Here is a 20,769-nt window from a genome sequence, read left to right as displayed (position 1 = left end):
TTTAGCAAAAAATAATATGTTCACAGGAATTATTGAAGCAGTTGGTGTTATTAACAAGATTGAAGAAAAAGGAAGCAATATAGATTTTACCTTATCATGCCCCTTTACAAACGAACTGAAAATTGATCAGAGCCTGGCTCATAATGGTTGCTGCCTGACTGTTGTGGAGATTAAAGATGACCAATATGTGGTAACGGCAATCAATGAAACATTAGAAAAAACAAACCTTGGAAAATGGGAGCTGGGAACTGTTGTAAATCTTGAACGTTGTATGAAAATGGATGGAAGACTGGATGGGCATATCGTTCAGGGACACGTTGACAAGACCGGTGAAGTGGCAGACATTGAAAATAAAGACGGAAGTTATTTCATTACTATTAAGTACGATGCCGATGGGAATTTTGTGACGGTACCTCAGGGATCAATCACCGTAAACGGAATCAGTCTCACGGTAGCGAAAAGTGAAGATGCTCAGTTTTCGGTAGCCATTATTCCTTACACTTGGGAATTTACAAATATGCAACATTTAAAAATTGGTGATAAAGTGAACCTGGAATTTGACATCATTGGTAAGTATATTGCTAGGTTAATTAAAAAGTAGGATGTCAATTAATAAATATAAAGGATATAGCTTAAGAAACCGGGTCTTTTTTGGTTTCCTGTTGGTATGCTTTTTAAGTGTTGTGGCAACTTCGCTTGTTCCATACTTTGTGTTGAGAAATAATTCGATGCAGCAGAGCAATATCGATATGCAGGAGAAAACCAATGCCGTAATGAGGTATCTGGATTATGCTGTCAGTCGTACACTGGTGAGAACGGCAGATCTTCCGGCAGTTTTAGGCAATAAGATTTTTGAAATTGCAGATATCAACCAGCATGATATTGTTATTTATGATCTGAAAGGAAATTATTTGCTTTCCAATAAAGATGAAAGTCTGATCGATCAGAAAGCAATTCCTGTAGAGATTATCAACAGAATTCTGGCTACAGATGCCAGAGTTGATATGACCCGATTTGATGCTGCTAAAGATGCTAAGCTTACTTCTTCTTATCTTCTCCTGAAAAATAATGAGCTTGAGCCGATAGGAGTCGTTTATATTCCTTTATATCATAATGAATCTGCCTATCTGGAGGTTCTTCATCAATATGTTAAATACATTCTTTTAGTCGATATATTCCTTATTTTATTCAGTATCTGGATCAGCTGGGTAACCTCAAACAGTCTTGCAAAGACCATTACGAAGTTTTCTGATATGATTACACGTATTACATTATTTGAAAATGAAATGCGTCCTATCAGATATTATAAAAACGATGAATTGAATGCTTTGGCAAGAGCCTATAACAGAATGATTCTACAAATTCAGGATCAGAAGGAAAGGCTTAGGTTTAAAGCATCGGAAGAAGCGTGGAGAGAAATGGCTAAGCAGGTGGCTCATGAAGTAAAGAATCCATTGACGCCTATGAAACTCACGATTCAGAACTTCGAAAGGAAATTTGATCCTGAAGATCCGAATATCAAAGAAAGAGTAAAGCTCATGAGCAAAACGATGGTAGATCAGATTGACCTGATTGCCACAGTCGCATCAGCATTCTCTGAATTCGCCAAGCTTCCCGAAAAAAATAACGAAGTAATTAACCTGAATACTGAGGTTGAAGATATTCTTCGTGTCTTCAATGATGATAGTATTTTCATGCATGCCAACAAGACGAATATCATGATCAATATGGACAGGATTTATCTTTCCAGGATCATAACTAATCTTGTTACCAATGCCAAGCAGGCAGAAAGTGATGAAAGAAAACTAATCATCAATGTAGATGTAGAACAACATCAGAGAAGAGTAATTGTTTCCGTTCAGGATAATGGCATCGGGATTCCGGAAAATATGTACGAAAGAATCTTTGAACCGAATTTTACTTCTAAAAACAGCGGGATGGGGCTTGGTTTATCCATGGTGAGAAAGATTATTGAAGATTATAAGGGAGAAATTTCGGTGAAGTCGGAAGTCGGGAAGGGATCAACATTCATTATTACATTACCTACCAACTTATAGTGAAGCCTTTTACGTTTAAACAATTTGAAATTCAGCAGTCCAAAAACGTTTTCCGTGTCGGAACAGACGGTGTTCTTTTGGGTGCTTTGACTTGTATTAAAAATGCTTCCAATGTTTTGGAAGTGGGAACAGGAACAGGGTTAATTTCCCTAATGCTGGCTCAAAGGAATTCCCAGGCAGACTTTTTAGGAATCGATATTAATGATGAAGCTGTACATCTTACGAAACTTAATTTTGAAAACTCACCTTTTGCGGGTAGGTTGAAAAATATTCGTCAGGATTTTAAAGCTTTTAAGACAGATCATAAATTTGATCTGATTGTTTCAAATCCACCTTACTTTGAAGTGTCAGACTCAGATAAGGATAAAATTGCGAGGCAAACCGTTGAGTTAAATTTCAGTCAGTTAATTTCAAAATCATCAGAATTACTTTCCGAAAACGGAATTTTTTCTATAATTATTCCTGTAGAAGTTGAAGGTGATTTTATTGCTATTGCTCAGGAAAATCAATTATACATAATCCGAAAAGTCAACATCAGAGGAATTGAAAACTCAAAAGTAAAAAGAGTGATTCTTGAATTTTCTCTGATTGAAAAAGACGTGAAAGAATCTGATTTTACCATAGAAAAAAGTCCGAGACAATACTCGGACCAATATCTTGAACTCACTAAGGAGTTTCATGTTTTTAATAAAATTTAAATGGCATAGCAGCCGTTTCCAGGCTCTATGATTTCTTATTCAAACAATTCTGCAGTATCCAATACGGAAACTTTTCCATCCTCACATCTGATGGCTTCTCCCGGGAAGTTTTGGATCATGTGATAATCGTGTGTTGCCATTACTACTGCGGCGCCGTTTTCAAGGGCAACCTGTTTTAATAAGGTCATAATTTCGTTAGAGGTTTCCGGGTCAAGGTTTCCTGTAGGTTCATCCGCAAGGATAAGATCCGGGTGGTTAAGAAGGGCTCTGGCTATAGCGATACGTTGCTGCTCACCTCCGGAAAGTTCGTGCGGCATTTTGTGCTTTTTGCTTTTCATATTCACGCTTCCCAGTACCTCGTTGATACGGTCTTCCATTTTAACCTTGTCATTCCATCCTGTGGCTTCAAGAACGAACTTCAGATTTTTCTCCACAGTTCTGTCAGAAAGTAGCTGGAAATCCTGGAATACAATTCCTAATTTTCTTCTAAGGTTGGGGATGTCAGAAGGTTTCAGTTTTGCCAGTTCAAATCCTACAACTGCTCCATGTCCTGCTGCTAAAGGGATGTGGCCGTAAAGCGTTTTCAGAAGGGAGCTTTTTCCGGAACCTGTTTTTCCGATAAGATAGCAGAATCTACCTTTTTTAATGTTAAGATTTACATCAGAAAGAACAGTGAAGTTTTTTTGCGCAATCTTTGCGTTTTGCAAACTTATGATATTGTCACCGGAGATATTTGTATGTGGCATAATTTAATTTTAAAGGCTGTTTCTAATAAAAAATTTTCAACTTTTAAAAATAGAAAAAAGATGTTGATGTAGCCTAAATTTTAGTAAATTTTAACAACAAAAAATGCCTGAAAAGCAACTTCTCAAGCATGATTTGTATATGATAATAAAAAGATTATCTCTTAGCGCGTGCAGCACTTACAGTTAAACTCTTTCTGCCTTTAGCTCTTCTCGCAGCCAAAACTCTTCTTCCATTTGGCGTAGACATTCTTTCTCTGAAACCGTGTTTGTTTCTTTTCTTTCTTTCTGATGGCTGGAATGTTCTTTTACTCATTACTATATGTTTAAATCGTAATTAATCTATTAATTTTCAGGTTGCAAAGATATATAATTTTTTATAAGATACAAACTTTAATTATCTTTTTTTGAAAATATTTATCTGCTTTTCAAATCAAATATTTATAAATCCCCTTTGAGAAACCAAATTCCCGGTGCAAAAATAATATTTAAATGATTTATATAAAAGCTCTATCTTTGAAAACTTAAATTTTAACGAAAATAAACACCAGATGTTTACACCAACAGAACTTTTAGATATCAATACATTACTTACACCAGAAAACAAAATAGTTATCCTTACCCATTACAACCCGGATGGAGACGCTATTGGTTCCAGTTTGGGATTGAAACATTATCTGAAAGCGAAAGGTATTTTTGCAGAAGTTATTGTTCCTAATGATTTTCCGAAATTTCTGAAATGGATGCCTGAATCCAAAAAAGTAATCATTGCTGAATACAAAAGAAAACTGGCTTCTGATATGATTGCCGCTGCAGATGTTATTTTCTGTTTAGATTTTAATTCTCCGTCAAGAATTGGCTTGCTGGGCGACTGGTTGGTGAAAGCTCAGGGGAAGAAAATTCTTATTGACCACCACCAGCAACCTGAAAAGTTTGATTTTGTATATTCTGATACAGTGATTCCTGCTACTTCACAGATGATTTATCATTTTATTGAAGCACTGAATGATGAAAAACTGGTGAATCAGGATATGGCAGAATGTCTTTATACCGGGATTATGACTGATACCGGTGGTTTCCGTTTTCGCTCCACGAGTGCCACTACTCACAGAATAATTGCACATCTTATTGAAAATGGAGCTGATCCGGCTATGATCACTTCTAATACCTGGGATACGAATACGGTTTCCAGACTTCACCTGCTTGCGCTTGTTCTTGGAAGAATAGAAGTAGTGAATGATGGTAAAGTAGCTGTTTTAAGCCTTACAAGAAACGAATTGAAAGAATTTGGTTTCCAGAAAGGAGATACAGAAGGTTTTGTGAATTATGGACTGAGTATTGCCGGTGTAAAAATGTCTGCATTTTTCATGGAGGATCTGTATGAAGACTTTATTAAAATTTCCTTCAGAAGTAAGGATGATGTAGATGTAAATCAGTTTTCCAGAAAATATTTCAGTGGAGGTGGGCATATCAATGCTGCAGGCGGAAAATCTATGGATTCACTAGCCGGTACTATTGAAAACTTTAAGAAAAAAGTAGAAGAAGAGAATCTTTAAATTGCAAAAGAGGAGAGGACTTATTACGTTCAAACAATCAATCTTTGCGATATCCTTTTTCTTCAAGCTCCAGGCAGGTGTACTCATATACCTGCTGAAACATTTCATCCATATATTTTTTGTTGAAAAGACTGAACTTCGTCATCTTTGGCGGGTCCAGAAATATATCGCAGTGTTTTACTTTAGAATACACGGATTTTGCAATCGCTAAGTGGAGAATACGGTCAAATTCTTTCATCAGGCTCATTTTTTTTAATTCATCATAGCTGATGGAATTGACATGAGAGGCAATCAGGAAATCACATTTATCAATAATAGGTTCAATCGGAAGATTGTCTAATACGCCACCGTCAACATATATTTTATCTCCCATCCTCACGGGTGGAAGAATAAACGGAACGCTGGATGAAGCTAATAAAGGGGCAAAAAGTTCTCCTTCAGAAAAGAAATCAACGATACCATGCGTCATTTCCGTCGCAGTAACGTACATGGGAATTTTTAAAATACTGAAATTATCTTCGGGTAAATAATCTTTAAATAGTTTTAAAATAAAATTCGAACTGAAAATTCCGTTTTTAGATAGTTTCAAAGCGGATCTTGAGAAAAATGAAGTTTCCCGTACAATCTCCATCATTTCATCCGGACTTTTTCCGAAAGAATAGAATGCACCAATAATAGAACCGGCACTGGTTCCTGAAATAATCTGTGGTTTCAGATTATATTCTTCCAGCGCTTTGAGAACGGCAATATGTGCAATTCCACGCATTCCTCCGCCTGAAAGTGTAAGCCCAATGATCTGCGGTTCTTTTTTTTTGAACGAGAATAAACCCATCTGTGAAAATTATCCTTTACTAATATACAGGAATTTAAATAAAAAATTATGGCTCATCACAATCAGAATCAACCTTAATGAATAGCGAATCGAACTCTTTGGTCATTTTTTCATCATACGAAGGTCTTTGAATAGTACCGTTCACACAATTACCCCATCCAAAGGTAATCAGGTCAATAATAGCGAAGTCTCTTTTATCTGATGAATTGAGATGCTCATTAAATTGAGTCATGATTCTTTCAGGATCTGCATTTTTTTTACTCATTTGCTCTCTGAGCTTCCTCCATTCAGAAACCATTTGTTCATCGGTTGAATTCAATGCCTTTGCAAAATTCTGGCATTTGTTGGTGGAAAGAAGTATTGAGGGATCGGAATAGGCTGCGATGCGGATCTTTTCCAATTCATATTGCTGGAGAAGAGCTTCGTATTTTAACTTTTTTATATTTTGCCAGTAAGGAGAATTAACGATTTTAAGGTTTTGGAGAAGAGCTTTCTTTTCTGCAAAATCCTTATCGAGTTTAGACAGGATTTTATCTTTGTCACGCCTTACTTCCTGAAGATCATTAAGCCCAAAAACAGATGGGGTATCCAACAGCGTTCCATGTAAGTCATACTTAAGTTTGTAGGCGCCTTCAATCTCTTCCCGGCTGTATTTATTAGAATCAAAATACCCGGTATTATCACATAATTCTGTTACGAATTTAAATATTTCCTCCTTAGGCTGATCAGATTTTAAAGTATTATTTTTGACAGTTGATGGAGTACTGATGCTATCATTCGAAATGTTTTTGAGAGTTGTTGAATTCTCTTTTTTACAGTTTATCAATACAAGTAATAATACTGCGGTTATTATGATTTTCATGAATTTAAAATACTAGTTTTTTCGGAAGGTTGTGCAGCAGTTCGGTATTGATAATTTCAGCACAGATGCCGGGTTTCTCCCAATGACCGTTGTGACCACAGTCTATTATATATGACTTTATATTGGTTCTGTCAGGTAAATTTTTGATTGTACTATCTGTTTTTACAGCATTATCATGCTTTCCGGCCAGCACTAAAATTTTTGCTTCCAGATTTTGCATGATGTGTTTTTTGTCGGCTCTTTCTACCATTCCTTTTACACAGGCCAGTGCTCCAAGATTGTTTGTGGCGAGTGCTACTTCAAGGGCGGTCTCAATTTTACCTTCAAGAATATCCCTTTCGTTAGGATTGAATAAATTCGGAATTCCGGCTCTTACATAATGAGCGAAGGCATCTTTGATTATTCTGTAGCTTTTGATGCGCTGTTGTTTTTTCTCTTCATCATCAGGGAAATACGTGGAGAAAAACAAAGTCAGACTCTTTAAAGTTTCAGGATATTTTTCGGCAAAAGCCAACGAAGTGTAACCTCCCATAGAATGTCCTAATAGATGTACTTTCTTTAAGTTCTCGTGATCTAATACTTTTTTTACTTCCTCTGCCATAAGTTCCATCGTATGAACTTCACCAAGAATTTCAGATTTTCCGTGGCCGGGAAGATCAATTTTTAAAAGCGAAAAATCTTTCGAAAGGTGAGGTTCCATATCGCTCCAGATGGAAAGGTTTTCCATAAAGCCATGAAGCAATACCAATGTTTCCTGTCCGTTTCCTTTTCTTTCAAAATTCAGCATGATTTCAATATTTTTATAGAAGGTTAAAAGAATCCTATAAGTACTAAGTTTGAAGGATTCTCCTTTCAAAGTTAAACAAAAAAGAGGAATACTCCTGCATGGTCAGGTGATACAAAAAAGCCGTCTCAAAACTGAGGCGGCCTTCTACTATTGAACTAACTCTTTATAAATTTTTGTTTCCCAGGGTTTGATATCGGTAACGCCGTAACGTTCCTTTTTAGCAATCGCAATATTGTCCAGCATATCTACAAAATTCTTGTAGTTGGCTTCATCTGTCGGTTTGATGATGATTGTAAAGTTTTCCGGATTAGGAGCGCTTTTATAGGCTTCTGAAATGATTTTAGATACTTTTATACCGCTGAAATCAGTTTCTTTGAGATTGCCGGTATTTAAATCTACAGCATTGCTTTGATGATAAAATACCCGATTGTCTTTTCCGAGGATAAAGGTGACCTGATTTTTTTGATTCATTACTACTGGGCTTGGTGGGTTGCCTTTCGCCGGAAGTCCCAGATCCATTACATTGGGTTTTGTAAAATTTGTGGTGAACATAAAGAATGTGATTAATAAAAATCCCAGATCCACCATCGGAGTCATATCTACTCTTATGAGTTTCTTTTTTTGTCTGCCTCCTTGTTTTTCTTGTGCAATTACTTCTGCCATGGTTGATGTTTTTAAAATGTTAAACGGTATTTGATGAAAATTTAAAAACCCGATCGTAGTTTTGAAGAATTGATACAAAGTTTGTACCTAAAATTGTAAAATGGTAATAATTTATCAATTTTGTTATTATGTTAAACTTAAATAATGTTAAAATCAGTGCATTAAAAAAGCCCTACCAAAGAATTGGTAAGGCTTAATGTATTGTTGAAGTGTTATTTATTTACTTTTCTTATAATAATTGACTCCGCACTCCAGGAATTTTTTGAAATCTTCCTTCGGCATATATCCTGAAACAGGAGTGTTGATCACTTTTCCGTCAGGAGTAATTAAAACATAGTGAGGTTGTGAGTTATTATTGAAGTTAACCTGCTGGAATAAGCTCCATCTGTCACCAATTGTTTTCACCTTCTTGATTTGCCCTTCTCCAAGGTCAATTTTAGTTTTTTGATCTTCAGGAAGTTCCTCTTTATCATCAACATATAGAGAGGCCAATACCACATCATTTTGAAGAATAGGCAAAATATCAGCTTCACTCCACACGAATTCTTCCATTTTTCTACAGTTTTCGCAGCCATAGCCGGTAAAGTCAATCAGAATAGGTTTGTTTTCTTTTTTCGCCAGTTCAATGGCTTTAAAGAAATCATGTTCCGGATGCATTCCTAAGATGCCGTCTTTTTCATCGTGGAAATAGCTAACATTCAATGGAGGCAGAATTCCGCTTAATAACTGAAGTTTCGGACGATCAGAAGGAATTAGCCCCTGAATCAGATAAATTACAAAACCGAAACCTAGTACACCCAGAATCTTTCTTGTTAGAGATATTTTTGGTTTTTTATCATCATGTGGGAATCTGATCAATCCGAACAGATATAATGCCAGTCCCAATGCAACGATGATCCAGATAGCGATGAAAAGTTCTCTCTTTAAGAAGAATGTTTTAGAAACAAGGTCAGCTTTAGATAAGAATTTTAAAGCCAAAGCTAATTCTACGAAACCTAATACTACTTTTACCGTATTCATCCATCCTCCTGATTTCGGAAGACTTTGCAATGCTTGTGGGAATAAAGCCAATAGTCCGAAAATAATAGCCCATGCTAATCCGAAACCGGCGAGTGCAAATGTTAATAACATCGGTACATTGGTTGATCCGGTTACCGCGCTTCCCAATAAACTTCCCAGGATAGGTCCTGTACAAGAGAAAGAAACAATAACCAGGGTAAGAGCCATGAAGAAAATCCCGATGATTCCTCCTGCTTCTTCCGCTTTGGATGATTTATTGGCAATTGAGCTTGGCAGTGTAATATCATAATACCCGAAGAAACTTCCGGCAAAGAAGATGAATATAATAAAGAAGGCAATGTTCAGCCATACACTTGTTGAAATTTCATTGAAAATATTCCCTGCAATCCCGTCAATAATATGGAAAGGAATACTTAACAAAACAAAAATAAGGAGAATGAAAAATCCGTAGATAAGAGCATCTCTTTTTCCTTTAGCTTTATTTTTACTTCCTTTGGTAAAGAATGAAACCGTTAACGGAATCATTGGGAAAACACATGGCGTCAACAAGGCAATCAATCCTCCGATGAATCCTAAGAATAGGTAAGTCCAGTAGTTTTCATCCACTTTTGTGGAAGCTGTTCCACAGTCTGTTAATGGATTTTTGAAATCTATGGTTTTAATTTTCAGTTGCTTTGGATCCAGCTTTGAAGTTTCATAAATGGTCATTTCCTGTTTGGCTGGATTTTCACTGACTGTTTCAATCACTTTTGCAGAATCCTTTACAGGTTCTGTCTTCTCGTCTGTTGCAGCTTCTTCCGTTGCTCCTTTTGGCGTAACTTTTTGGTTAAATTCTAACGTGTTTGGAGCCAGGCAGACTCTGTCGTCGCAGGTCTGATAGGTAATTTCAGAGGTTACATCGGCAGGTTTTGTCGGATCTTTTAATTTGAATTTTTGCTTAAAGCCCGCCGAATTTGAGTAGAACACAATCGTTCCACCAAAAGCTTCTGAAAACTCTTCATGCTTTTTACCTACCTCAGAGAATTTTCCGATCAGTTCAATGTTTTTCCCTGAAACTTTGTACTCGGTAGGAATTCCTGTATCTTCCGGAAGATCTTTAGAGTAAATATGCCATCCGCTTTCCATTGTAGCGTTCAGAACGGCTTCATACTGGTTGTTGCCCAGGTCGTTGATGGTGAATTTAAACTTTACAGGATTTTTTATCTGTGCATTAATTCCTGTTGCTAAAAATAGTAGAATTAATAAAAACCAATTTCTAAATTTCATTTTTCCTTTCATTAAAAATTTTAAGACTCCATTTTGTCTTTTCATCTTTTGCATATCTTCTGTCTTGCCTTAAAGGAATAATTCCAAGTACGAAATTGTTCCTGTCAGTCAGTATCCAAGTTTTTTGCCTCGCTAAAATAGATAATTTTTCGTCCCTAAAAAACTTAGAAACTTTCTTTTTTCCCGAAAACCCCATCGGATAAAATTCATCACCCTCCTGTTGCTTTCTTAAACTGAGTGGGAACTGAAGTTTTTCAGCATCAAAATCCCAATTAAAATCGTTATTGATTTCATCAATGTTTCCAATAATATCTACGAAATTGACAGTGATCTGGTTTTTCGAAAAATCAAATTGATCGATCAGTAGAATTTCATCTTGAACCTCTTGGTTTTTATTTCTGTCAATAAAAATCAAATCGTCACGGTTAACGATTAATTGAAAATCTTTTGAGAAAAAAGAACTGTTGTTTTCGGCCTTAAAAATTTTAGGAATTTCCTCTTCCTGAGTAAATCCGTATTTCTTTAAAATCTCAAATTTAACAAAATCACTTTCCTGATCCAGCTTTTCCTTTGATAAGATTTTATAGTCTTTGTTAAATAGGCTAAGCTTATTTTCTATTTCCAGAACCTGTTTTTGAACAAATTCCCGGGTTTGATTAAGGTATAAAGAACTCTTTTTGAAGTTTTCCAGGAAATGATCATTTGTTTCCAATAGTTGGGGAACAATCTCATTTCTGATTTTATTCCTTAAATAATCATTTTTTTTGTTGGATAAGTCCTCCCTGAACTCAATATTGTTTTGCGCTGCAAACGCATAAATTTCTTTTTTTGAAAAATTTAAAAGAGGACGAAGGATGTGATTCTCATTGGATGGGATTCCACTCAATCCGTTAATGCCGGCTGCTTTGGAAAGGTTAATAATGAACGTTTCCAGCTGGTCATTGAGATGATGAGCGGTGACAAGGTATTCCAGCTGTTCTTTTTTCTGAATTTCTTTAAAAAAGTTATAACGAAGCTCCCTTGCCCAAAGTTGAATAGAATTTTCCGGTTTTTTATCCTTCTCCGAAACTTCATACAAATGGAATTTTATATGATTTTTCTCACAGAATGTCTGTACGACTTTCTGATCGAGATCTGAATCTTCACCACGAAGTTTGTAATTGATATGAGCTACCTGAAATGCATATTCTTCACTTTGCATTTCGTCTCTTAAATCCTTAAATAATGAGGCTAAAACCATGGAGTCAGCCCCTCCGCTTACCGCCAAAAGAAAACTATGTTTTTCCGGCTGATGAACGAGATTTTCCAGTTGATTGATAAAGCTTAATTTTTTCAACATCTATGTTGAGAATTTCTTTTATGCAAAGATAACCCATATAATTCAATTGAATTTTCCTAACTTTGATTGGTCTAAAAATGATTATTTATGAAGATTTTAAAAATTTTAGCAGTTTCTGCAATGGCATTGGGGATGACATCTTGTGTCAGCAAGAAGCAATATGATGCATTGAGTTCAAATTATAAGCAATGTATCGAAAACATTGGCGAGAGACAAAGAGAAATTCAGGATTTGAAATCTCAGAATTCTGCATTGGCAGGTGAGAATAATTTACTTAAAAGCCAGCATGATGCTTTAAAATCATCGCTTGATGCTTGTCTTTCAAATACAGGAAAAAGCTCTGCTAATATTGATAAATTGGTAGGAGAAATCAATTCTTCCAATTCATATATCAAACAGTTGATTTCAAACAATGCTAAAAATGACAGTTTGAACCTTGCTTTATCCAACAAGCTGAAGAGATCTTTGGACAATGTTTCGGATGAAGATGTACAGGTTAAGGTTTTGAAAGGAGTGGTTATGATTTCACTTTCAGACAAAATGTTATATAAAACAGGAGATTACAACATCTTACCAGCTGCTCAGGAAGTGTTAGGTAAAGTAGCGAAAGTTATTAATGATTACGATAAATATTCTGTATTGATCGAAGGTAATACAGATAATGCTCCATTAAATTCTCCAAATTTGCCTAGAGACAACTGGGATCTTTCCGCATTAAGAGGTACCTCGGTGGCTAAAGTTCTGCAGACTCAGTTTGGGGTAGATCCGGCTAGAATGACCGCTGGCGGACGTTCTGAATACAACCCGAAAGCTACAAATATGAGTGTTTCCGGTAGATCTGAAAACAGAAGAACTGAAATTATCATCATGCCTAAGCTGGATGAATTCATGAAACTGATGGATATCGCTCCTAAGAAATAATAGAATTATAATAATTAATTATATCTCAAAAAGATTCTGAAGAAATTCAGGATCTTTTTTTATGAATTAAATTGTTCTCTTTGTTGTAACTTTTAATTTGATAGTTCTACCTATTTGTTATAAATAAAAATATTGATAATCAGCTGGCTATGTTGTTATTTTTGATGTAAGGCTAATAGTTAGGTTATCATGTATTTACCACTAAAAATCTAATACATATGAAAAAAATTATGCTTTCAATAGGTGTACTTGTTTTTTCTTTATCTGCAAATGTTTTTGCTCAGACAGAAACATCCGGAAGAGAAAAGATATATAGAGCCACCCCAACAAAATGGACAGAGCTTAAGCACACAAAGCTAAAAGTTAATTTTGACTATCAGAAAGAGCAAATGAACGGGGAAGAATGGCTCACAGCATCTCCATATTTCTATCCGTCGGATTCATTGGTACTGGATGCTAAAGGAATGCTGATCCATGAAGTAGCAATAGATAAAGAAGGAATCAAGACTCCCTTAAAGTATAATTATAAAGGTAATATTCTTACCATTAACCTGGATAAAACATATAACAGGAATCAGGATTATACGGTGTACATAAAATATACTTCCCGACCGGATGTTGCCGAAAAACAGGGAAGTTTAGCAAAGGGATTGTATTTTATCAACTCAAAAGATAATGATAAAGACCATCCTTTTCAGATCTGGACAGATGGCGAAACGGAATATTCTTCCATATGGTTTCCCACCATAGATAAGCCTAATCAAAAAACTACCCAGGAAATTTATATGACTGTTCCTGACAAGTACATTACTCTTTCAAATGGAGTTTTAAAAGAATCCAGCAAGGAATCCGGTAATATGCGGACTGATCATTGGGTTATGAATAAAAGACATTCAACCTATCTTTTCTTTATGGGAGTGGGAGATTATTCGGTTGTAAAAGATAAATGGAGAAATATTCCGGTAGAGTATTATGTAGAGAAAGAATATGAGCCTTATGCTAAACAAATCTATGGAAATACCCCTGAGATGATGGAGTTTTTCTCTAAAAAACTTGGCTACGACTATCCTTGGGCAAAGTATGCACAAATTTCCGGAAGAGATTATAGAAGTGTTGCGATGGAAAATACGACTGCTACTCTTCATAGTTCAGAAGTATTGCAGAAGCCCGGACAATTGATAGATGAAAATAAGTGGGAAGAATATATTGCTCATGAATTATTCCACCATTGGTTTGGAGATCTGGTGACAACGGAAAGTTGGAGTAATCTCACTGTGAATGAATCTTTTGCTAACTATTCTGAATATCTGTGGAACGAATATAAATACGGAAAAGATCAGGCGGATTATCATTTAATGACAAATGTAGGCAGGTATATTTCCAGTCATTCAGACTTTAACAAAAATCTGGTGAGATTTGATTATGATTCTCCGGAAGATGTTTTTGATGTAGTGTCCTATCAAAAGGGAGGTGGAATTCTTCATATGCTGAGAAATTATTTGGGAGATGATGCTTTTTTTTCAGGAATGACCGATTATTTGAAAACCTATGAATATCAGAATGCAGAAGCTCAGCAAGTAAGATTGTCCTTTGAGAAGACATCAGGAAAAGATTTGAACTGGTTTTTCAACCAATGGTATTATGGAAGCGGAAATCCGAAATTAGAGTATTCATATACTTTTGAACCCGTAAAAAAGCAGGTAGAACTTGTCATCAATCAGTCTCAGGAAAAGCCATTTGAATTTCCTTTAGCTATTGATGTTTTTGATAACGGCAAGCCGAAACGTTACAATGTGTGGGTAGATGCCAGGAAAACAAACACTTTCACTTTTAATGTGTCTAAAAATCCAGATTTAATAAATATAAATGCTGATGGAGTACTGATTTCCGAGAATGTAGATAAAAAGACACCGGGACAGAATTTAATGCAGTTCACGAATTCCAAAGAATTTGCTAATCGTTATAAAGCGCTGGTTGGTATAAAAGACAATCTGGGTGATCCTGCGGCTGTGAAATTAATATCTGCCGCCTTAAAAGATCCTTTCTTTAGAATTCGAATCAAAGCATTGGAAATACTCAATCTTTCAAATGCAGATCAGGAAAAAGCTTTGGCTTCTGATGTTGAAAAAATGGCTATCAATGATCCTAAAACATTGGTGCAGGCGGCTGCAATTTCAGCGTTGGCAAAGACAAAAAACAAAAAATATCTTCCATTATTTGAGAAGGGCTCAGATGCTATATCAAATGCTGTAAAAAGCAATTCTTTGATGGCTATAATGGAAATAAAGCCTTCAATGGCAGAGTCTTTAGTGAATAAAATAGATCTTTCAGAAGCATCCAAAAATATGCTTATCAAAATGTTTCCTATTATAGTTAGAAATAAAGTGACTTCTCAACTGCAATATATTACTTCTATTGTGGCATTCTATCCGCTGATAAAGCTTCAGGATCCAGAATTGGGGAAATCTGCTGAAGAAGGGTTTAATTTAATCATGAGTTCTGATAATACACTTGCCACCGAAGGAATTACTAAAATTTTAAGCCAGGCAAAAACTGAAATGCTGAAGGACAAAGATGCTAAAAAAATGATCACTCAAATGTTGCAGGAAGGGTTGGAGAAAAAAAAGGATTTTTTAAAACAAAATCCACAAAAAGCAGAAAGTCTGAATAAACAAATTGCAGCTCTGAACAAAATAATAGAAGAGTATAAATAATCTTATTCATTTGGTTAATAATTAAAAAAAATCCCGAGTAAACCCGGGATTTTTTTAATCAAATTAATTCTTCCTTTTTCAAGAGAGAAATAATTCGATGCAAAAATGAATTGGATATTTCTGTCTTGGGCTTTATTGCAGGAGGATCTATGCTGCCTTGCGGCGACATTCTTTTTTGATTCTCACGGTTAGTTTGTTTTTCTCCTGCAATCATTTGTTTTCGCTTAGTGTTTTTACCCCTGTTTCTTTCGCAAAATTATTGCTAATACCACAAAAAAACTATCCGTATTTTCACGGTATTTTATATGGGGCTTTCCCTGAGTAATAATTTTTCGGTTGTTGATAAAATAATTAATTATATCTAATGGGTTGGTTAATAAAAGAATGCGTATATTTAAATCTCTATTAAAGGAAATAATATAGACAGAGGTATCCGAAAATCTTCAAGAGTAGGAAATTAATACTAAACAAAATAATTATGAAAAATTTACAAAAACTTTCCAGAGGAGAAATGAAAAATGTACAAGGTGCAATTGCCATATGCAATCCCATGATCATTTGTCAAAAAACGGCTGACTGCTGCCCGGGATGGGTATGCGCTTCAAAAGGAAGATATTGTGTAGCTGTATAGAGCTTTTCTCTGCATCAGAGTTAATATATCTAAGAAAGAGAGATTCATTTCTCTCTTTTTTTATGCCTGTATTACCCGAAACAGGTTTAAAAACAAAGTTTAAAATCCGTAAATTTGTTTAAATTATAATACTATGAGTTTTTTTGAGGAAAAGAATCCTGAAATGGATCGATATTTGGAATCACATGCTTCTTCGGAATCCGAAATTCTGAAAAAATTAAGAAGAGAAACTTACCAGAAAACAACACAACCTCACATGATCTCAGGATATCAGCAAGGAAGGTTGTTGACGATTATATCCCAGATGCTGCAGCCTAAAAATATTCTTGAAATAGGAACATTCACAGGGTATGCCACTTTATGTCTTGCTTCAGGTTTGGCAAAGGACGGAAAAATTACTACATTGGATGTGAATGAAGATCTTGCCTATCTGCCAAAGAAATATTTTGAATCCAGTGAATATGCCAATCAGATTGATTTTAAACTTCAGGACGCCAAAGAATTCTTAAAGGAAACAAATGAAACCTTTGATCTGATTTTTGTAGACGCTGATAAAGAGAATTATGCAGACTATTTCAGATTAATTAAGCCTAAGACAAAGTCCGGATCTGTGATTCTGTTTGATAATGTTTTGTGGTATGGAAAAGTACTGGAAGAAAACCCAAAATTGAAATCTACCCAGTCTATTCAGGAATTAAATGATTTGGCAGCAAAAGATGAAGATTTTGAAAATCTTATTTTACCTTTGCGTGATGGGGTAAACTTTCTTCGAAGAAAGTAATTAAAAATTAAGAAATGGAGAGGTGAAGAAGTAATAAAATTTCTGAATCTCCGGATTTCCTAATCTCTAAATGAATAAAATGAATAAAGGAATTTGTGTAGTTACAGTAGCACCAGTCCGTGCAGAGAATTCTGACAGGGCAGAAATTGTTACGGAAATACTGTTTGGGGAAAGTGCAGATATTTTAGAAGTAGATAAAAACTGGACTAAAATAAAAATGCATTATGATGGTTATGAAGGATGGATGGATACCAAGCAGCTTAAGCCTGTAACAGATGAAGCTCTTGCCAACAGAAAAGTCACTGTTGTTACCGAAGATTTTTCTTCTGTGCTGATGAATGACGGTAAGACTTTACTTTCTATGGGTTCTGAAGTAGAATTTCCTGTGGTAGCTTCAAAAAGAAGTCATGATCTCCGTGAAAGTATAATTCTTACGGCAAAAGAATTCCTTAATGTGCCCTATTTATGGGGTGGTAAAAGTTTTTTTGCGGTTGATTGTTCGGGATTTACCCAATTGGTGTACAAAGTTCATGATATCAAGATTCCAAGAGATGCTTCCCAGCAGGCTGAAGTAGGAGAGGCTCTTACTTTTGTTGAAGAAGCTCAGCCAGGAGATTTGGCTTTTTTTGAAAATGCGGAAGGGAAAATCATTCACGTAGGTATTATGCTGGAGAACCAAAGAATTATCCATGCATCAGGAAAAGTAAGAATTGACACCCTGGATTCTACCGGGATTTTCAATAAAGAAATGAATAAACATACTCATAAACTGAGAGTGCTTAAAAGTATTATTTAGAATATGAAACTTACCGGCATATTATTAACTGTAAACACTCTTTTGCTTATTGCAATATGGATTTTTACGGGAATAAAATATGCTGATTTACCTGATATCATTCCTACTCATTTTGACTTTCAGGGCAAGATAGACGGACAATCCGGGAAAGCAATGATTTGGGCTTTACCATGCATTGCTACCTTTATTTCTGTTCTTTTTGTCGGAATATCCAGAGATCCTGATTCCCCGTTGCTGAATGTCCCTAAAAGTTTTCGTAATAAAGATACTTTAGAACTGTATATGTTCTCTATGCAATTTTCACTGATGATTTTATTCCTAGATATTATTATTGAAAGTGTAAGGATTGCAGAAGGAAAGCAGCTTGAACTTAGCAATGCCGTATTCTTTATTTTAGGATTGCTTTTTATGATTATTGGGATAGGGCTTGTAAAATCAATTCAAGAAAGAATCGCAAAAAAATCTAATGATTAAATCAAATCAAAATTGAAATTTCTTTACAATATATTTGTCAATCTGCTGATCTTCGGAATGAAGATTTTTTCATTATTTAATAATAAGACTAAAAAAGGCGTTGAAGGAAGAAAAGAATCTTTACAAAAGGTTAAAGCCGGATTCTCTAAAACTGATAAGGTCATTTGGATGCACGCTGCAAGTCTCGGCGAATATGAACAGGGGTTGCCTGTATTAGAAAAGCTAAAAGAAAAATTGCCGGGTCATAAAATTCTCGTGACTTTCTTCTCTCCTTCAGGATATGAAAACGTTGTCAAAAAGAAACACATCGCGGATGTAATCTGTTATTTGCCTTTTGATAGAAAAAGAACCGTAAAAGATTTTATATCAGAGTTTAATGTTGAACTATTTTTTACGGTGAAGTATGACTATTGGTATAATCTATTGGCAGAACTTAAAAATAGAAATGCGAAAATTTATGTGATTTCTGCTTTGTTTTATGAAAGACAATCTTTCTTTACTTCTTATGGGAAATGGTTTGTAAAGCAGCTTCAAAAAGATGTAGACTGGTTTTTTCATCAGACTCAGTTTTCCCTTGCTTTGGCTAAAAGCGTCGGTCTATTACAATCTTCTGTAACGGGAGATACGAGATTTGACAGGGTGAAACAACTTAGAGAAAGGGATAATCATGTGAATTACATTACCGATTTTATTGGAGATAATACAGCTATTGTCTTTGGAAGTTCATGGCAGTCGGAAGAGAAGATTGCTGAAATGATCTCCCTGAAAAATAATACCGTGAAAATAATCATGGCACCTCATGATTTAAAAAGAGTAGTGTATTTGAAAAATATATTTCCAGATGCGGTATTGTATAGTGAAATACAACACGATCCACCTCTAAATTTCAACTTTCAGGTATTAATTATAGATAGTATCGGCTTATTGTCAAAACTGTATTCCTATGCAGATGTAGCAGTTGTGGGAGGCGGGTTTCATGATGCCGGTTTACATAACATTCTGGAGGCTGCGACCTTTGGTATTCCGGTTGTTTTCGGAAATCATTACCGAAAGAATCCTGAAGCAGATGAGCTTATTTCTGCGGAAGGAGGGAAATCTTTTGAAGAGGAATATGAAGCTGCGGAATTCGTTCTGTTCCTTACCAACAAGGACAACAAAGAAGAGCTGGATGCAATGTCTCAGAATGCCGCAAAATTTGTTGATGAGAAGCCCAATTCTACAGAACTTATAATCCGGAAGATTTTACCTTAGAAACCCCTGAGATTTAATATCTTTCATAATCAACTCAATGTCTGCTGGTATTTTTTCACTTTCAAGCCAGTTGAAATCAAGCCCATTGTTAATGCAGAGCTTTTGCAGATAATGGTTTTCTAATATCTTTTCCTGAGTTTCCCTTAAAAGGTCATCAAACTCCATCCAGTAGTCTTCATCCAGTTTTTTAATCAAGACTAAAGACCTGAATACTTTATTGATGATATAGATATAAAGTTTGTACACATTGTCAAATCTCTGTTTGCTCAGGTCATTATTATAATCCAGAATTTTGTTAACCAATAACAAGTTCAGGGAAGCCTCTCCGAATTTATCTGTGGTTATTTTGATATGTTCTGTAATTTCTGCACTGAGCTTTCTGATGATTGTCAGAAAATATTTAGCATTTCCGATATACTTTGATGCCAGAATTACTTTTTCTTCCACCAGAGTTTCCATGGCGTTTCTTTTATCGTCCGTAGTTTCAGGATCGATCAGTTCAAAATAGAGTTTCTTAGATAATAGTTTATCCTTTTTCAGAAGTCTGAAAATAAGTTTATCCTTTTCTGTATTTGAAAAAGCACTCAATGCTGCTTTAAATTCTTTTGAATACTCCATTAGTTGAAAATTTTTGAATATTTCATAAATCCGTTTAGTGCCCAGTTCGCGGTATAATACAAAGATTTTACAGTAGAAAATCCCATGAAATCCTTATACACAAGATACTGATCTTTAATAATGTTTTTCTTCTTTCTGGAAACACTGTTTTCACGCATTCTGTATTTGGCCATGGTCTTATTAATAGGCATTCCTTCAGGAATTACTTTTAAAAGATTCAGCCACATAACATGGTCTTCCCGTTTGCTTTTTACCGGGAACAAAAATTTTCCAACTCTTCTGGTGTCATACATAGTAGAAACCGGGGCAAGCCTGCAGGTCTTTAGCAAATTTGAAAAAGTTACTATGGTATCTGCCATGAAATCTTTGAGGATGGGTTGTAGATTCTCATCACATCTGGAATAATTGCAATAGACAAGTTCAGCATTGTGTTCCTGCATATAATCCGTCATGGTTTCAAGATATTCCGGGTACCAGAAATCATCAGAATCAAGAAAAGCAATATATCTTCCCTGTGCCCGCTCCAGACTATTGTTTCTCGCATTTCCCGCACCGCCGTTCTTTTCCAAAACCTGTAGTTTTATTCTGGGATCATTATATTTCCTGATCATTTCTACCGTATTATCTTTAGAAAGATCATCCGTAATCAGCCATTCCCAATTGGAATAGGTTTGATTAAGAACCGACTGTATCGTTTCCTCGATAAATTCTGCAGAGTTATAACAGGGCGTGATGATGGAGACAAGGTCTTTCATTTGTG

Annotated in this window: 21 protein-coding genes; 11 read left to right on the top strand and 10 right to left on the bottom strand. The window is 35.4% G+C overall.

Annotation, left to right across the window (positions count from 1 at the left end; translation table 11 throughout):
• Window positions 1–16: 16 nt before the first annotated feature.
• Genes EG342_RS02890 through EG342_RS02880 form a run of 3 tightly spaced genes read left to right on the top strand, consistent with a single transcriptional unit; the run spans window position 17 to window position 2,755 of the window.
• Complete coding sequence (locus EG342_RS02890; RefSeq protein ID WP_103291791.1) at window positions 17–601, top strand: riboflavin synthase; 585 nt, start codon at window positions 17–19, stop codon at window positions 599–601.
• 1 nt (window position 602) lies between these two features.
• A complete protein-coding gene (locus tag EG342_RS02885; protein WP_103291792.1) occupies window positions 603–2,057 on the top strand; it encodes a sensor histidine kinase in 1,455 nt (484 codons plus the stop codon).
• Complete coding sequence (locus tag EG342_RS02880) at window positions 2,057–2,755, top strand: tRNA1(Val) (adenine(37)-N6)-methyltransferase (RefSeq protein WP_103291793.1); 699 nt, start codon at window positions 2,057–2,059, stop codon at window positions 2,753–2,755. Before EG342_RS02885 ends, EG342_RS02880 begins: the two co-directional genes overlap by 1 nt.
• Window positions 2,756–2,790: 35 nt before the next feature.
• Here the strand turns inward: EG342_RS02880 and EG342_RS02875 are convergent, their stop codons facing one another.
• Both EG342_RS02875 and rpmH read right to left on the bottom strand, forming a co-directional pair.
• The gene (locus tag EG342_RS02875; RefSeq protein ID WP_103291794.1) at window positions 2,791–3,501 is read right to left on the bottom strand and encodes a cell division ATP-binding protein FtsE; all 711 of its coding nucleotides are present in this window, start codon (window positions 3,499–3,501) and stop codon (window positions 2,791–2,793) included.
• Between the two features lie 154 nt (window positions 3,502–3,655).
• Complete coding sequence (gene rpmH, locus EG342_RS02870; protein ID WP_034701860.1) at window positions 3,656–3,814, bottom strand: 50S ribosomal protein L34; 159 nt, start codon at window positions 3,812–3,814, stop codon at window positions 3,656–3,658.
• A 235-nt stretch (window positions 3,815–4,049) separates the two neighbouring features.
• Between rpmH and EG342_RS02865 the strand changes: the two genes are divergently transcribed.
• Complete coding sequence (locus tag EG342_RS02865) at window positions 4,050–5,054, top strand: DHH family phosphoesterase (RefSeq protein ID WP_103291795.1); 1,005 nt, start codon at window positions 4,050–4,052, stop codon at window positions 5,052–5,054.
• A gap of 37 nt (window positions 5,055–5,091) precedes the next feature.
• On the opposite strand, the gene EG342_RS02860 is transcribed toward EG342_RS02865, so the two are convergent.
• From EG342_RS02860 to tilS, 6 genes are all read right to left on the bottom strand, one after another.
• A complete protein-coding gene (locus EG342_RS02860) occupies window positions 5,092–5,886 on the bottom strand; it encodes a patatin-like phospholipase family protein (protein WP_103291796.1) in 795 nt (264 codons plus the stop codon).
• A 46-nt stretch (window positions 5,887–5,932) separates the two neighbouring features.
• Window positions 5,933–6,748 (bottom strand): hypothetical protein, encoded by an 816-nt coding sequence (locus EG342_RS02855; protein WP_103291797.1) that lies wholly within the window; start codon window positions 6,746–6,748, stop codon window positions 5,933–5,935.
• 4 nt (window positions 6,749–6,752) lie between these two features.
• A complete protein-coding gene (locus tag EG342_RS02850; RefSeq protein WP_103292153.1) occupies window positions 6,753–7,535 on the bottom strand; it encodes an alpha/beta fold hydrolase in 783 nt (260 codons plus the stop codon).
• A gap of 147 nt (window positions 7,536–7,682) precedes the next feature.
• Window positions 7,683–8,198, bottom strand: a complete 516-nt coding sequence (locus EG342_RS02845) for an ExbD/TolR family protein (protein ID WP_103291798.1) — start codon at window positions 8,196–8,198, stop codon at window positions 7,683–7,685.
• A gap of 216 nt (window positions 8,199–8,414) precedes the next feature.
• Window positions 8,415–10,484: a protein-disulfide reductase DsbD family protein gene (locus tag EG342_RS02840; protein ID WP_103292154.1), complete on the bottom strand. Its 2,070-nt coding sequence runs from the start codon at window positions 10,482–10,484 to the stop codon at window positions 8,415–8,417.
• Entirely contained in the window at window positions 10,474–11,823 is a 1,350-nt protein-coding gene (tilS, locus tag EG342_RS02835; protein ID WP_103291799.1) for a tRNA lysidine(34) synthetase TilS, read from the bottom strand. The genes EG342_RS02840 and tilS overlap by 11 nt, the downstream gene beginning before the upstream one ends.
• Before the next feature lie 87 nt (window positions 11,824–11,910).
• Between tilS and EG342_RS02830 the strand changes: the two genes are divergently transcribed.
• The 7 genes from EG342_RS02830 to EG342_RS02800 all read left to right on the top strand — a co-directional run bounded on the left by EG342_RS02830 (window position 11,911) and on the right by EG342_RS02800 (window position 19,391).
• Window positions 11,911–12,744, top strand: a complete 834-nt coding sequence (locus EG342_RS02830) for an OmpA family protein (RefSeq protein WP_103291800.1) — start codon at window positions 11,911–11,913, stop codon at window positions 12,742–12,744.
• A gap of 218 nt (window positions 12,745–12,962) precedes the next feature.
• Window positions 12,963–15,458, top strand: a complete 2,496-nt coding sequence (locus EG342_RS02825) for a M1 family metallopeptidase (protein ID WP_103291801.1) — start codon at window positions 12,963–12,965, stop codon at window positions 15,456–15,458.
• A 478-nt stretch (window positions 15,459–15,936) separates the two neighbouring features.
• Entirely contained in the window at window positions 15,937–16,089 is a 153-nt protein-coding gene (locus EG342_RS02820; protein WP_103291802.1) for a CCPGW family putative bacteriocin, read from the top strand.
• 133 nt (window positions 16,090–16,222) lie between these two features.
• A complete protein-coding gene (locus tag EG342_RS02815) occupies window positions 16,223–16,870 on the top strand; it encodes an O-methyltransferase (RefSeq protein ID WP_103291803.1) in 648 nt (215 codons plus the stop codon).
• A 79-nt stretch (window positions 16,871–16,949) separates the two neighbouring features.
• Window positions 16,950–17,666, top strand: a complete 717-nt coding sequence (locus EG342_RS02810) for a C40 family peptidase (protein WP_103292155.1) — start codon at window positions 16,950–16,952, stop codon at window positions 17,664–17,666.
• Window positions 17,667–17,669: 3 nt separating this feature from the next.
• Window positions 17,670–18,140: a DUF1648 domain-containing protein gene (locus EG342_RS02805; protein ID WP_103291804.1), complete on the top strand. Its 471-nt coding sequence runs from the start codon at window positions 17,670–17,672 to the stop codon at window positions 18,138–18,140.
• 12 nt (window positions 18,141–18,152) lie between these two features.
• Window positions 18,153–19,391 (top strand): 3-deoxy-D-manno-octulosonic acid transferase, encoded by a 1,239-nt coding sequence (locus tag EG342_RS02800; protein WP_103291805.1) that lies wholly within the window; start codon window positions 18,153–18,155, stop codon window positions 19,389–19,391.
• Here the strand turns inward: EG342_RS02800 and EG342_RS02795 are convergent.
• Window positions 19,383–20,009: a deoxyuridine 5'-triphosphate nucleotidohydrolase gene (locus EG342_RS02795; protein ID WP_103291806.1), complete on the bottom strand. Its 627-nt coding sequence runs from the start codon at window positions 20,007–20,009 to the stop codon at window positions 19,383–19,385. The two genes, EG342_RS02800 and EG342_RS02795, sit on opposite strands and share 9 nt — an antisense overlap.
• Complete coding sequence (locus EG342_RS02790; protein ID WP_103291807.1) at window positions 20,009–20,764, bottom strand: glycosyltransferase family 2 protein; 756 nt, start codon at window positions 20,762–20,764, stop codon at window positions 20,009–20,011. The genes EG342_RS02795 and EG342_RS02790 overlap by 1 nt, the downstream gene beginning before the upstream one ends.
• Between the last annotated feature and the right edge of the window lie 5 nt (window positions 20,765–20,769).

The sequence above is a fragment of the Chryseobacterium lactis genome (genome assembly GCF_003815875.1).
GTDB classification, from domain to species: domain Bacteria; phylum Bacteroidota; class Bacteroidia; order Flavobacteriales; family Weeksellaceae; genus Chryseobacterium; species Chryseobacterium lactis.
The sequence above is the reverse complement of the archived record's forward strand: the minus strand, read 5'-3'. Positions and strand labels throughout refer to the sequence as shown.